The organism is Phyllobacterium myrsinacearum (assembly GCF_014138285.1).
Lineage (GTDB): Bacteria > Pseudomonadota > Alphaproteobacteria > Rhizobiales > Rhizobiaceae > Phyllobacterium > Phyllobacterium myrsinacearum_A.
In genome coordinates, this window is the sequence record NZ_JACGXN010000001.1 from 486,718 (window position 1) to 500,942 (window position 14,225).

A 14,225-nucleotide genomic window follows, 5' to 3' on the forward strand; every position below is an offset into this window, starting at 1 on the left:
TGCAAAACCTTCCCTCAACTCCCGCGATAGGTGGAATAAGACCATGGCGTGACCAGTAGCGGGACATGATAATTCGCATCCACGTCCGAAATGGCAAAACGAATGGGCACCACGTCGAGAAAAGCTGGCTCGGTCAATTCAATTCCCTTAGCCCGGAAATACGCCTCGACAAAGAAACTGATCTCGTAGCGCCCGACAGCCATTTCATCCGGTGGCAGCAACAGGCCATCGGTACGGCCATCCGCATTGGTGACCGTTTCCTTCAGCAAATGTCTTGTCTCATCCGCGTCAATCCGATGCAGCTTCAGCGTCATGCCCGATGCGGGGCGCCCCGCCGCTGTATCCAGCACATGTGTCGACAGTTTTCCCATAAATAACCTCTCAGGCTAGCAGATCGTCAAGCCGAAACCGCGCAATCAGGGAGATCTGGCGCAGGGCTTCGGCCACCTCTTCCCCGGCATTGTTCTGCAACCGTGTCCTGAACGCCGCCAGAATCGAGTGTTTGTCGTGACCGCGCACAGCGAGAATGAACGGAAAACCGAAACGCCGCTGATATCCGTCATTCAACTGATGAAACTCCGTAAATTCCGCATCGGTCAGGCGGTCGAGCCCGGCGCCCTTCTGTTCACTGGTTGAGTGCGCTGTCAGACCGCCCTGCCGCGCGGCTTTTCCTGCCAGATCCGGATGTGCACGGATGAGGCCAAGCTGCGCGACTTGTCCGGCCTTGTCCACCGAACCCACCATTGCCGCATGCAGGAGTTCAACACTGGCAAAGGGGCGCAGCGGCACTACAGCTTCCGGAACCCACGGCGAGTGCTCGAAAACATCACCCAGCGCTCTGACGAAAGTTTCTGCTTCGGCGTTGTTCAGTTCATCGAGAGTCATCGAGACCTTTCTTCATGCGTTCTTTCAATGCATTCACCGAGCGCAATACATTTTCCGGCGTGGCGGGTGCATCGAGTTGCGGCGCGATGCCGCCCTTGCCCACGGAGGCGATGGCATCGCGGATGGCGAGCCAGACGGAGACGCCGAGCATCAGCGGCGGCTCTCCGATGGCCTTGGAGCGGAACACCGTTTCCTCGCGATTGGGCGCATTGTCGAGAATGCGCACGTTGAATTCCGGCGGCACATCGCGGGAACCCGGAATCTTGTAGGTGGACGGCCCGACAGTGCGCAGCCGCCCCGTCTTGTCCCACCAGAGTTCCTCGCAGGTCAGCCAGCCCATGCCTTGCACGAATGCGCCCTCGATCTGGCCAAGATCAATCGCCGGGTTCAGGGGCGATCCGACATCCTGCAGGATATCGGCGCGCAGACACCGCGATTCACCGGTCAGCGTATCGATGGCCACCTCAGCCACCGCCGCGCCATAGGTGAAATAGAAGAAGGGCCGGCCCTTCATCGTCTTGCCGTCCCAATGGATTTTAGGCGTTGCGTAATGTCCGGCTTCCGACAGCTGCACCCGTTTGAGCCAGGCCATCTTGGCCAGTTCGCCGAAGGATATGGATTCGTTGTCCGCGTGGACACGGCCCTCCCGGTAGATAATATGTTCTTCTTCAACGCCGAAATGTTCGGCGGCAACGGTCGTCATGCGCGCCTTGATCGCGTTGGCTGCCTTGAACGCCGCCATGCCGTTGAGATCAGAACCCGTGGACGCAGCTGTGGCGCTGGTGTTCGGCACCTTGCCCGTCGCCGTGGAGGAAATGCGCACCATGTCGAGTTCGACCTGAAACACTTCGGCCACGACCTGCGCAACCTTGACGAAGAGGCCCTGCCCCATTTCCGTGCCGCCATGGTTGAGGAAAATCGAGCCGTCGAGGTAGACATGCACCAGCGCGCCGGCCTGATTGAGCGACGTCAGGTTGAATGAAATACCGAACTTCACCGGCATCATCGCCAGTCCCCGGCGGATGACCGGATTGGCGGCATTGTGTGCGTCGATCTCGGCACGCCGCTGTTGCCAGTCCGCCGAAGTCAAAACTGCTTCCGTCACTTCGATCAGGCGGTTGTCTTCCACCGGCTGACCATAGGGCGTCACCATGCCGGTTTCGTCGCCGTAATAGTTGATGGCACGGACAGTATTGGGATCGAGCTTCAGTTCCCGTGCAATGGTATCGATGATGTTCTCGATGGTCAGGATGCCCTGAGGCCCGCCGAAACCGCGGAAGGCGGTGTTGGAAACCGTATTGGTCTTGCACGCATGGCCGATAAACCGGGCATGGGGAATATGATAGGCATTGTCCGTATGTGTCAGCGTGCGGGTGATGACAGGTCCGGTCAGGTCAGGCAGATTTCCGGCGCGGGCGAGATATTCCACATCAAGCCCCTGTATACGGCCGAGTGAATCGACGCCGACTTTCCAGTTGGCCACATAATCGTGACGTTTGCCCGTGCCCGCCATGTCGTCGCGGCGTTTCAGCCGCATCTTGCAGGGCTTTCCCGTCTTGGCGGCCACCAGCGCAGCAGCCCCCGCGATGATTGTCGCCTGGCTTTCCTTGCCGCCGAAACCGCCGCCCATGCGCCGCACCTGACATTCCACCGCATTGGCATGCAGTCCGAGGATCAGCGCAACATGGTGCTGCACCTCAGTCGGATGCTGGGTGGAAGAATGCACGAGCATTTCGCCGTTCTCGCCGGGAATGGCATAGGCGATCTGGGTTTCCAGATAGAAATGATCTTGCCCGCCCATATGCAGCGTACCGGACAGGACATGCGGCGCGTTGGCAAGTGCAGTCTCGACATCGCCGTCAATGACTTCCTGCGGCGGCAGGACATAGCTCCTGCGCCGGTGGGCTTCCTCGATATCGAGCACGGGCTCCAGCGGTTCGATGTCGACCTTGACTTTTTTCGCGGCGCGATAGGCCGTTTCGAAATCGCGGGCAGCGACGACGGCGATGACCCGCCCTTCATGATCGACGATATCCTCGGCGAAAAGTGTTTCGCCGTTGAGGATCGGGCCGACCTCGTTATGGCCGGGCACATCCTTGGCCCACCAGACACCCGCCACGCCTTCCATCGCCAGCGCCTGTGCCGGATCGATTGATTTGAGTCGACCATGGGCGACCGGCGAGAGGACAAAGGCCGCGTGCAGTGTGCCCGGCAGTTCGGGCATATCGTCGATATAATTTGCCGCGCCCGCCACGTGACGCGCGGCGGAATCATGGGCGACGCCCTTGCCGACGATACTGCGCTGGACGGTGAGAGGGGTGTTGTCGGTCATTTACCCCCCTCTGGGCTGTCGCCCATCTGCCCCTCAAGGGGGGAAATCACATCGACATGAACGCCTTCGCACAACTGGAAATATTTCAATTTTCGCAGAGATCGCAATGAAAGCTGATCTCCCCCCTTGCGGGGGAGATGTCCGACAGGACAGAGGGGCGTGCCACGAGAACCAAAACTGTCGGTCATAGCGCCATCACTTCCACGGTCTCTCCCGAAACATCCCGCCAGAACCGTTCGACCAGATTGGCCGCCACCTGCAGCCGGTAATCCGCACTGCCGCGCCAGTCGCTGAGTGGCTTGAACGCAGCGGTGATTGCCGCCGCACAGGCGTCGACCGCCTTTGCGTCGAACTGGCTGCCGACAAGCACACGTTCGGCCTCTAGCGCCCGGCGGGGTATTGCAGCCATGCCGCCAAAGGCGATGCGCGCGCTGCGGACCTGCCCGTCCTCGCGGGTGATGGAAAAGGCAGCGCAGACCGTCGAGATATCCTGATCGTAACGTTTGGAAATCTTGTAGACGCGGAATTCCTGCCCCGGTTTGGGCTTGGGAATGGAGACCGATGCAATCACTTCGTCAGCCCGCAATTCCGTCTTGCGATAATCCAGGAAAAAATCCTCAAGCGCCATGAATCGGCGGCCATTGAGCGAAGCCAGTTCGACATCCGCACCCAGCGCGATCAAGGCAGGCGGCCCATCGCCGATCGGGCTCGCCGTGCCGATATTGCCGCCGATGGTTCCCATGGACCGGATCTGGGTGGAGCCGAAACGGCGAATAAGTGTGGCAAAGGACGGATAGGAGCCGGCGACGCGCGCAAGCACCTCTTCCCACGTCACGGCAGCGCCAAAACTCAGATGATTCTCGGTTTCGCCGATGACCCGCATTTCACGCACATGCGCCAGCGAGATCACCTCGTCCCAATCCGTGTGATAATCGGCCAGCGCAACGCCAAGATCGGTTCCGCCGCCGAGAAGCAGCGCATCCGGTTTGTCCTTGCGCAATTGCAGCAGGTCGGCGAGCGTACCCGGCTGGTGGAAGGTCGACCCATCGGCGGATATCGCCTTTTGCGGATCCAAGTTCGCAAACGCTGCCACCTGCGGTCCCGATATCGCTGCACCGCCGCCACCTGCAACCTTGCGCGCCGCTTCAACGATGGGGCGATAGCCGGTGCAGCGGCACAGATTACCCGCCAGCGCATCATGAATGGCGTGATCATCGGGTTTGACGTTGTTGGCAGCAAGACCGGCCAGAGAAATGACGATTCCCGGCGTACAGAAACCGCACTGGGATGAGCCGTTTTCAGCCATTGCCGCCTGCACCGGGTGCAGGACTTCGGTTTTCAGGCCTTCGACAGTGACCAGCGAGCGCCCGTCAATCTGGCCCATGGCCAGAATACAGCTGTTGGCCGCGTGATATTGCACCGAATCACCATGGGGGTCACCGATGAGCACCGAACAGGCGCCACAATCACCCTCCGCGCAGCCTTCCTTGGTTCCCGTCAATCGCGGCGCGCTGCGCAGCCAGTCAAGCACCGTCATATCCGGCCGGACAGATGCTTCCTGTTTTTGACCATTGAGAAAAAATTTGATCATCTGTGACATGGTATACAGCTTCAACCGGCAGAGGTAAGGCGTCAAGGGGCATACGAGAGGGATGAGAGCCGTCCGTGGTGATGGTGCGTGGTTCGTGGTTCGACAAGCTCACCATGAGGGAGAGTGGTGCTACAACGCTAATCGCGAAAATTGCAGAGAATGCCAATTACGAAGATCGCAGAACTTGACTCCCTGCAGCCCTCACTCTCCCTCATGGTAAGCTTGTCGAACCACGCACCAAGCCTGCTGCGACTCACACCGGCTCGATGCGATAGATCACATCCTCGAAGAAAAACTCTTCGAGATTATTCCCTGCGCCACCACGATCAACCACGAGGAAATCCGACTCCGCTTCCAGTGAGATCAGGGGGTGATGCCAGACATTACGCCCGTAATTGACACCCTGATGCCCCATCGCCAGAAACGCCTTGGGCTGGCCGGGGCGGCCTGCATCATCGTCCGCCACCACAAGCAGAAACGGCCGGTTTTGCAGCGGGTAAAATGCCTGACTGCCCAGCGGGTGGCGTTCGAGCATCACGATATCAAGTGGCGGGGCGAAAGCCTGTCCGCGAAAGATATTGACCAGAACCCGCGCATCGTCGCCGGTGACATCCACATGGGCAAGGTCGTGAAACCTCTGCGTGGTGCCATTATTGATCAGGCGTATCTCCGCACCTTCGGTTTCGATGACATCGCCAAAGGGTTCGAACGCCGCGCGGGTCAGCGGCTGGACGGCAAGCGGTATGATGGTCATGCGGCACTGTCCGGAGCATGGTGTTCATGCCAATGATGGGCAATATCGATGCGCCGCGTCACCCAGGCACCTTCGTGGCCCTGCACATAATCCAGGAACCGCTCCAGCGCCGCTGCCCGGCCGGGGCGCCCGACAAGTCGACAGTGCAGGCCGACGGACATCATCTTTGCCGCTCCTTCCTGCCCTTCCCGGTAGAGCACATCGAATGTGTCCTTGAGATAGGTGAAAAACTGGTCGCCTGTGTTGAAACCTTGCGGTGTGGCAAAACGCATGTCATTGGCATCGAGCGTGTAGGGGACGATCAAATGCGGGCCCTTTGGCCCCTTCACCCAATAGGGCAGTTCATCGGCATAGCTGTCGGCCGAATAGACGAAACCGCCTTCTTCCATGACGATTTTGAGCGTGTTGTCCGAAGGCTTGCCCTGATAGATGCCGAGCGGGCGCGAACCGGTGACTTCGGTGTGCAGCCGGACAGCCTCGAGAATGTGCTGCCGCTCGATCTCTTCGGGGAAATCCTTGTATTCCAGCCAGCGCAGCCCGTGACTGGCGATTTCCCAATCGGCTTCCTGCATCGCGGCCACCGCTTCGGGGTTGCGCGCCATGGCCAGCGTCACGCCATAGACCGTCACCGGCAGGTCCCGACGGGTAAAGATGCGCCACAACCGCCAGAAACCGGTACGGGAACCGTATTCATAGATGGATTCCATGTTGAGATTGCGCTGCCCCGGCCACGCTGCCGCGCCAACGATCTCCGACAACAGGTTTTCCGAGGCGGGGTCTTTATCGAGAATGCAGCTTTCACCGCCCTCTTCGTAGTTGATCACGAATTGCACGGCGATCCGGGCATTGCCCGGCCATTTGGGATCAGGTGTATTGCGGCCAAAGCCGATCAGATCGCGGGGATAGTCTGACAAGGAATGCCTCACAGTTTGGTCATAGCGCTATCCGGCGAACCTGCGAATCCTGCGCTGTATTGTCAATGCTGAACAATCAGACAAAAGAAAAAGCCGCAGACTGAACTGCGGCTTTGTATAATCGGGTACTGTTGGCTATCAGCGGCGCTTGAGCAGCGTCCCCACGGCCGGAACGATGGCAGCGGCCAGAGCCAGCTTCAGGATATCGGCAACGATGAACGGGCCGACGCCGAAAGCAAAAGCCTTCTCGAAGCCGAGCAGATAGGCCATCCAGAGGAAACCGAGGCTGAGGATGATCGCTTCGCCGGCAAGCATCGCAACGCCCATGACGACGGGGTTGCGGGCAAAGCCTTTGTCAGCGGCAAGACCGACAACCCAGGCAGCGGCAAGATAGGAGATGAGGTATCCGCCTGTCGTGCTGACCATATAGGCAAGCCCGATGCCCTTTTCCGGCGTCCCGGTGAAAACCGGCATGCCGAGCGCACCTTCCAGCAGATAAAGCGCCACTGTGGCGACGGCCAGACGTGAGCCATAGGCTGCAGCGATGGCGAAAACCGCGAATGTCTGCATGGTGACGTTGACGAAAACCATGTCAACTTTGGTCTTGGCAGCAAGGGTCATCAATGCCGTGCCGACGAGGGCAAGCGAGACAAACCATACGGCTTTGGCAAGCTGGCCTTCCGGCTGAAAGGTTTCGGCAAGGGAGCGAGTTTGGGCAGCAATCATGTTCTATCCTCCGGATCGGCTTTCGCCACGCGTTGAAAAGGGTATATTGGGGATGACGCCGCTTCGCAATACACCTGAAGTACCACAAAGGTCTGTACACCCCCATGTCCCTCGTTTTCGACAGTTCTTTTGCGCCGCATTATGGCGAAGCCGTCGAGATTGCGCCTGATATCAAGCGCATCACGGTCAACAATCCCAGCCCGTTCACTTTTTATGGCACCAACAGCTATCTCATCGGCCAGGACACGTTGGCGCTGATCGATCCGGGTCCGATAGACGCGGCCCACCATGCGACATTGCTGCGTGCGATTGCCGGGCGTCCCGTCAGCCATATTTTTGTCAGCCATACGCACCGGGACCACTCACCGCTTGCTACCGTTTTGAAAGCCGAGCTTGGTGCGACGCTTGTCGCGGAAGGCCCACACCGTCCGGCCCGGGCGCTGCATATCGGCGAGGTCAACCTGCTCGATGCAAGCGGGGACTATGATTTCGTGCCGGATATCGTTGCCGCCGATAATTCCGTCATTGCGGGCGATGGCTGGGCCCTGCGGACAATCCACACACCGGGCCATACGGCCAACCATGTGGTGTTCGGGCTTGAAGGAACCGATATCCTGTTTTCCGCCGATCATGTGATGGCGTGGGCCACATCCATCGTGGCGCCGCCTGATGGTTCCATGTCTGACTATATGGCCTCGCTCGACCGGCTGCTGGAGCGGCACGACCGGGTTTATCTTCCCGGCCATGGCGGTGCGGTGACAAAACCGAAAACCTTTGTGCGCGGCCTGAAAGCCCATCGCAAGATGCGCGAGCGGGCGGTGTTCGAACGCGTGAAGCTGGGCGACCGCACGATTCCCGCCATGGTCAAGGTCATCTACCGTGAAACCGACCCGCGCCTGCACGGCGCTGCAGGGCTTTCGGTGCTTGCGCATCTCGAAGACCTCGTCGCCCGAGGCAGGGTGTTTACGGAAGGCAGTCCTTCCATTGACGGCGTTTACTGGGCGGGCTGAGTGGTGTCTTCCTCGGGCTGGGCACTCTGAACCTGGGTGTCGAGCGCCGTCATGAACTGCGTGATGCGGTCGGCATTGTCGCCGAGGTCGTGAATGCCATAGCGTGACACGGAACGCATATCGACATACGTGGTCTCGCCCTCGTCACTCAGACGGATGACCACATCGCTGGTAAAACCAAGCAGCCAGGTTCTGGCAACGACTTCCACCAGAATTTCCTCGTCATCGCCGGGTACACCCTTCTGCTCGGTGATTGTCCAGCCATTGTCGGCAATCACCGACACGACGGCGTCAAGTATGCGATCCGGCGACCCCTCATAGCGACGGCCCGTCACACCGGGATAAGCGCTGGCCTGCAAAGCGCGGCTCTGCGTATCATTGACCAGCGGGTTCATACGCTCCGTCCTTTGTCCGGCAAGGGCGAACAATGCCGGGGGCTCGGTGATATCGGTCGATACGTCATAGATCGCCGGCAGGGTCATTGCCTGATACACCGTGGTGATGAACGGACCGAGCACCACCAGCGCAATCACGGCGCCCCAGAACGCCGATGGACCGCCACGGTCGCCGCGCCGCCACAGGCTGGTAAACCCCTTGATGCTGAGCAGCAGCGCAAGCAGTGCAAGGCCGGCAACAATGGCGAGCAGCCAGAGAAACTCCGGCGTTTCAATCCGCTCGAAGCGGTGCCCGAGGGCGGAAAGCACAAACAGGATCGCCGACAGGAACGCAATCCGCACTGACCACTTGGCGGAAATCGATTGGCGGCGTCGGATGTGGTGTCGCATGGAATCCTGATGGGGCTGGTCTGTGACTGACACGAACAGCTAACCGTATTTCCGCAATGAGACAAGCGATGGGGCGTGGTTCCTGGTCCGACAAGCTCAGGAAGCTCATCATGAGTCCGTGGTTCGACAAGCTCACCATGAGGGAGAGTGAGGATTGCAGGGAGCTATATTTTGCAAGACTGTTCAGACTGCAATGTTTCCGGTTGGCCTTGCAGCTTCACTCTCCCTCATGGTGAGCTTGTCGAACCAAGAACCATGCACCCACCGCGCGTCAGGGGTTCTGCACCCTATAAAGCCACCGGAACGTAGACCCTTGTCGCCTCGTCATAGACCATTCCGATAGCCGGATCGGTCCGGCTCATCTTGCCGTTCTCGATATGCCCGGCATATCGCCGCAGGTATTTGCTGTCGGTGTTAACAGCGTCGACGAAGGAGACATCGTACCAGCCGTCTTTGGTGGCAACGTCAACACGCTTGGTGCCATTTTTAACAGGCAACACCTCGTGAGTGTACGCGTTGACCAGTTTCAGTGTTCCGTTGGCCGTCGGCCAATTCGGGAAGTGAAAGCTGAGTGTTTTTCCGTCTTTATCTCGCGTTATATCGTAACTGAAATGAAAGGCAGCCTCCGTGGCGCTTTGCGCATTGCCGCGAACCTCCACCAGATAGCCGTTGGGACCATGAGCGGCATAGTAATAGTCGGATTGTTCATTCATCGGAAAGAATTCGTTTTTGAGACTTGCTGGATAGCCGCCAGGCCGCTTTCCTTCCAAGCTAATGAGCATCGGCGGAATTGGCGCATCATAGGCATAAATGGCAAATGATACGCCAAGCTGACCCGAATTTATGCAGTGACATTCTAGAAACGGCGTCGGCATGGTTGCAGAAGCAGGTTTAATCTTAAAGCTGATCTGAAAATCATAATCCACCGGCAACAGATTGCACTGTGTTCGATCCTGTTTCACCGCAACCGGATTCTTTGCGTTGGGATCGGCATTGACGACCTTGATATCGGGGGAAAATTTGTTCGTTGCTTCTGCTTTCTTCTTTTCGTCTTCGGTAAAAATTTTCACCGGTACTGTCCTATCGATGAATGCGTCTATCGCCCCCGCTGCCCCACGGTCAAAATCCAACGTGCTTGTCAGGTCGCCGGCAATGGCTCTTCGCCAGGCAGAGATATTCGAAGCTCCTAGCCCTTTGAAATATTCTCCCTTTGCCCCAAGGCGTTTTTCGATCCACGTATCCAGGAATGATATAAACGAAGTGTGATCAAACACTTCTGAGCAAACGCGTCCGCCCGCGCTCCATGGAGAAATGACCAGCAATGGAACACGCATGCCCATCCCTAAAGGTCGTATCAGTTCCCGTTTTTTCTTTTCATCGTCTGTTTCATCTTTACCCTTCGGATTTCCCCTGTAGGCATTTTCCGAATTGAAATCGCGCCCCTCTTCTTTCCCTTCATTGTTCAGGGTTGTTGCTGTTATCTCTATCCCCTCTGATAGAACGCTGGTGAGAAAGCCGTACTTCACAGCGGCTTCAAGAACGCTCAAAGGCGGGACCGGTGGTGGCACGTGATCGAAGAAGCTCCCGTTCTCGTCATAGGTTATAAAGAGCGCGGTCTTTTTCCAGACCTCCTTGTTGGCAACGAGCGCGCGCAATATCTCATTTACATAATACTCGCCAAAATGCGGAGGATAGACGGCGTGTTCGGAAAACGCCTTCGGTGCAACAATCCAGGAAACAGCAGGGAGATTGCCGGAAACAACATCCTTTTCAAGCTCTGACGGCACGTTGGCGTCAGTCCGCAAGACGGAGTGAGCTGTTCGGCTTTTCTTGTAAAACGACGTGTTCTTTTCGCGAAAATTTTCGAAGGCTTCAAGGGGGTTGTTGTCGTAGTTTCCTGTGAAAACATCGCTTCCCACACCATCCTGATAAAACTTCCAGCTGACGCATTTTTCCAGTTCCTGCCTAACCTTCGGTTCGCGCGATTGGAACTTTTTGAGCATGTCTTCCAATACTTCCGGATAGGACTTCCAATCAGGCCGCTTAAGTTCCGTGTGTTCATTAGCAAAGGGAAAATGGCTGTTGTCGTAACGGCCCTTGCTGGTCCCGGTCCAGAAATAGATGCGATTGGTATCGGTGGCTCCATTGTGCGAACAAAAATAGGAGTCACAAATGGTGAAGGCTTTGGCCAGCTTGAAATAAAGCGGAATATCCCGCTCGGTATAATGGGCCATCGACACGATGCCCTTCTGCGGAATCCATTTGTCCATCAGGCCGCCATTCCACGCGGCAAGACCACTCTCATAGTCATGCGCAGGGTCCTGCAGGAACACGCCGCCCGCGCCACCCTCCGCATCCAGCGTGTCACCTTGGGGTAGTTCATACGGCCGTATCTTTTGCGCCGAACTGTCTGATTGCGCCTGATGCCAGACCGGTTCGCCGTTCTGCAGTTTCAGCGGCCGCGGATCACCGAACCCCCTGACACCGCGCAGCGTCCCGAAGTAATGGTCGAAAGACCGGTTCTCCTGCATCAGAATCACCACGTGCTCGATGTCCGCAAGCGAGCCCTCCTTGCAATGGAGCGAAGCGCTCAGCATCTCGTTGACCACCGTCGAACTTGCCAGTGCTTCCTGCATATAGGCGGAACATGCCGCATAGGCGGCGGTATTGATGCCGGCAATGCCAAGCATCTTGATAAAATCACGTCTTTCCATAATTGCTTCCTGAAATAACAAGATATTGAAATGATTATTTTTTCTTAAATCGAGCGTCTTACTGGCAGACCTCGACGGCAGGCTGCAAGTGAGGAGATTCGGCGACTTTCAGATGGTTGATCTCATCCTGAAGCCGCTTCATTTCAGCCGCATCCGCGGCAAAACCGGCGTTCTGGTTTGCAAGTCTGGCGATCTGATTCTTCAACTCGTCAAATTGTTCCGCGTCGAATGTCGATGGCGAGACAGCAACTGTTCTGGGTTGTTCCGTGTCGGAACAGGCTGTGGGGAAAAGCAATGGCAGCAATAGAAAAAATCGAGGTTTCAAAATCCCCTCCGATAAATGTGTGAATGAAAATGCGGCATCTAAAAAATGGAATTGGATAGCTAAGTTGAAATCCGAGGCAACGGCACATGAATGCCCGCGGTTTATGAAGCCCTGATGACACATGCAAGAAACCCGCCAACGGCCAGTAATCCGCCACACCATCGAACCATCTCAACCGTTTACACTTTATGAGTAGATCGGCTGTCACATAGCTGACATCATCGCTCAAGTGATTCAGGGCAGGAAACAGAAGGCGGGCAAGCAAGCCGCTTTTCACAACGCAAAATGACGAGGCCGGATAGAATGCCTGAGACTGGCAAAGCGGTTTCGCTTGAAGTTGTCGAGATCGAACTGGCGCTTGGCGCACAGGATATTGTTGCCGACGGTTTTGAAGGCGCATTGCAGAAAGCCGCCGCACTGGTCAGCGGCGAAGTTGTTTTCAACATCAGGGCACCGGAAGACGGAGACCAGCAGCGCATTGCCGCTATTTCCGTTTCGGACGGTGCCGTCGATCAGATCGTTTTCGTCATGCTCGGCAATGACGGCACCAGTCTCACCGTTTCAGCCGAAGATGATGAAACCACACTGCTCAGCCGCCTCGGCAAGGACTACGCCGCCGTGATGAAGGGCCTTCGCCCGGAATAGCAACGCATTTAAAGTTTTCTTTTGAAGTCGCTTTGCTCTTTCAGACAAGTCTGGCTAAGCTCGCTCCATCCCTTGAAAATGGAGTCATAAAATGGCGAGCAGCCGCCCCCTTACAAATGTTCAGCAGCGCGATGTCGATTCGATCCTGCATCCCTACACGCCCCTCCATAAGCTTCAGGAGCAGGGACCGCTGGTCATGGGCCATGCCAAGGGGGTCTACATCTACGACACACAGGGCAAGGAATACATCGAAGGCATGGCGGGCCTCTGGTGCGCGGGCCTCGGCTTCGGCGATCAGGAAATGATCGAGGCGGCAACCGAGCAGTTGCGCACCCTGCCCTATTACCATCTCTTCGGCGGCAAAGGCATGGAACCAGCGATCGAGCTTGCCGAAAAGCTGAAGGAAATCGCACCCGTTCCGATTTCCAAGGTTTTCTACACTTCGTCGGGCTCCGAAGCCAATGACACGCAGGTCAAGCTTGCCTGGTACTACAACAATGCGCTGGGCCGTCCGAAGAAGAAAAAGATCATTTCCCGCGTCAAGGCCTATCACGGCGTGACTATCATGGCCGCGTCGCTGACCGGCCTGCCCTACAACCACAAGGGCTGGGATCTTCCGGTGGAAGGCATCCTGCACACCGACTGCCCGCACTACTACCGTTTCGGCCAGGCTGGCGAAAGCGAGGCGGAATTCGTCACGCGACTCGCCGATTCGCTGCGCGACATGATCGAGCGCGAAGGCCCCGACACGATTGCCGCCTTCATCGCCGAGCCGGTAATGGGCGCCGGCGGCGTGCTGGTGCCGCCATCGGGTTATTTCGCTGCCATCGAGCCGATCCTGCGCGAACACGATATCCTTATTATCGCCGATGAGGTCATCAACGGTTTTGGCCGCACCGGTCACTGGTGGGGCAGTCAGGCCGTGGGCATGACGCCGACAACCATTTCGGCCGCCAAGCAGCTGACATCGGCCTATGCACCGCTCGGCGCCGTGCTGGTTCCCGAGGACGTCTATCAGGCCTATGTCGATCACAGCGCCCAGATCGGCACCTTCGGGCACGGCTTCACCTATGGCGGCCATCCGCTCGGCTGTGCGCTCGGAGTCAAGGCAATCGAGATCTACCAGCGCCGCAACATTGTCGACTATGTGCGCGGGCTGACGCCGACCTTCGAAGCGCGCCTGAAAAAGGTGATCGACCATCCGCTGGTGGGCGAAGTACGCAATTCCGGCCTGATGGGTGCCGTGGAGTTGGTGGCTGACAAGGCAACCAAGCGCTCCTTCGATCCGGCACATGGCGTCGGCGCGCAACTCGCCCGCTTCCTTGAAGGCCACGGCGCAGTGCTGCGGGCCATCGGTGATTCCATCGCCTTCTGCCCGCCGATGATCATCACCGAAGCGGAACTCAACGAACTCTTCAACCGCTTCGAGCTGGCGTTGGCCGACACGGAAGAGCACGTTTCGAAGAACAATCTGCGGGCGATTTAAGGCGCGTCGTCTTTGTAAATCACAACATCGGGCCTCCTGCCCGGTGTTTCCCGCGACG

The 14,225-nt window shown here is 57.6% G+C and carries 13 protein-coding genes; 3 read left to right on the forward strand and 10 right to left on the reverse strand.

Annotated features, from left to right (window positions below; genetic code table 11):
* Positions 1 to 14 precede the first annotated feature (14 nt).
* From uraH to FHW16_RS02525, 7 genes are all read right to left on the reverse strand, one after another.
* Positions 15 to 371: a hydroxyisourate hydrolase gene (gene uraH, locus FHW16_RS02495; protein ID WP_182547584.1), complete on the reverse strand. Its 357-nt coding sequence runs from the start codon at positions 369 to 371 to the stop codon at positions 15 to 17.
* 10 nt (positions 372 to 381) lie between these two features.
* A complete protein-coding gene (gene uraD, locus FHW16_RS02500; protein ID WP_182547585.1) occupies positions 382 to 885 on the reverse strand; it encodes a 2-oxo-4-hydroxy-4-carboxy-5-ureidoimidazoline decarboxylase in 504 nt (167 codons plus the stop codon).
* Complete coding sequence (gene xdhB / locus FHW16_RS02505; RefSeq protein ID WP_182547586.1) at positions 872 to 3,217, reverse strand: xanthine dehydrogenase molybdopterin binding subunit; 2,346 nt, start codon at positions 3,215 to 3,217, stop codon at positions 872 to 874. Before xdhB ends, uraD begins: the two co-directional genes overlap by 14 nt.
* A gap of 184 nt (positions 3,218 to 3,401) precedes the next feature.
* Positions 3,402 to 4,817 carry a xanthine dehydrogenase small subunit gene (gene xdhA / locus FHW16_RS02510; protein ID WP_182547587.1) on the reverse strand — a complete coding sequence of 472 codons (1,416 nt, stop codon included), beginning with the start codon at positions 4,815 to 4,817 and terminating at the stop codon, positions 3,402 to 3,404.
* A 244-nt stretch (positions 4,818 to 5,061) separates the two neighbouring features.
* Entirely contained in the window at positions 5,062 to 5,562 is a 501-nt protein-coding gene (locus FHW16_RS02515; RefSeq protein WP_182547588.1) for an ureidoglycolate lyase, read from the reverse strand.
* Positions 5,559 to 6,476, reverse strand: a complete 918-nt coding sequence (gene puuE, locus FHW16_RS02520) for an allantoinase PuuE (RefSeq protein WP_182547589.1) — start codon at positions 6,474 to 6,476, stop codon at positions 5,559 to 5,561. The genes FHW16_RS02515 and puuE overlap by 4 nt, the downstream gene beginning before the upstream one ends.
* 138 nt (positions 6,477 to 6,614) lie before the next feature.
* Positions 6,615 to 7,202 (reverse strand): biotin transporter BioY, encoded by a 588-nt coding sequence (locus tag FHW16_RS02525; RefSeq protein ID WP_182547590.1) that lies wholly within the window; start codon positions 7,200 to 7,202, stop codon positions 6,615 to 6,617.
* Positions 7,203 to 7,306: 104 nt separating this feature from the next.
* Here FHW16_RS02525 and FHW16_RS02530 point away from each other — a divergent pair, with 104 nt between their 5' ends.
* Positions 7,307 to 8,212 carry an MBL fold metallo-hydrolase gene (locus FHW16_RS02530; protein WP_182547591.1) on the forward strand — a complete coding sequence of 302 codons (906 nt, stop codon included), beginning with the start codon at positions 7,307 to 7,309 and terminating at the stop codon, positions 8,210 to 8,212.
* Here the strand turns inward: FHW16_RS02530 and FHW16_RS02535 are convergent.
* From FHW16_RS02535 to FHW16_RS02545, 3 genes are all read right to left on the reverse strand, one after another.
* On the reverse strand, positions 8,197 to 8,997 hold the full coding sequence (locus tag FHW16_RS02535) for a DUF1499 domain-containing protein (protein WP_210278004.1): 801 nt from the start codon (positions 8,995 to 8,997) through the stop codon (positions 8,197 to 8,199). The two genes, FHW16_RS02530 and FHW16_RS02535, sit on opposite strands and share 16 nt — an antisense overlap.
* Positions 8,998 to 9,284: 287 nt before the next feature.
* Positions 9,285 to 11,711, reverse strand: a complete 2,427-nt coding sequence (locus FHW16_RS02540; RefSeq protein WP_182547592.1) for an alkaline phosphatase family protein — start codon at positions 11,709 to 11,711, stop codon at positions 9,285 to 9,287.
* A 58-nt stretch (positions 11,712 to 11,769) separates the two neighbouring features.
* On the reverse strand, positions 11,770 to 12,036 hold the full coding sequence (locus FHW16_RS02545; protein ID WP_182547593.1) for a plasmid mobilization relaxosome protein MobC: 267 nt from the start codon (positions 12,034 to 12,036) through the stop codon (positions 11,770 to 11,772).
* Between the two features lie 303 nt (positions 12,037 to 12,339).
* Between FHW16_RS02545 and FHW16_RS02550 the strand changes: the two genes are divergently transcribed.
* Entirely contained in the window at positions 12,340 to 12,681 is a 342-nt protein-coding gene (locus FHW16_RS02550) for a hypothetical protein (RefSeq protein WP_182547594.1), read from the forward strand.
* A 91-nt stretch (positions 12,682 to 12,772) separates the two neighbouring features.
* Positions 12,773 to 14,167 (forward strand): aminotransferase, encoded by a 1,395-nt coding sequence (locus FHW16_RS02555; protein ID WP_182547595.1) that lies wholly within the window; start codon positions 12,773 to 12,775, stop codon positions 14,165 to 14,167.
* Positions 14,168 to 14,225: the final 58 nt, after the last annotated feature.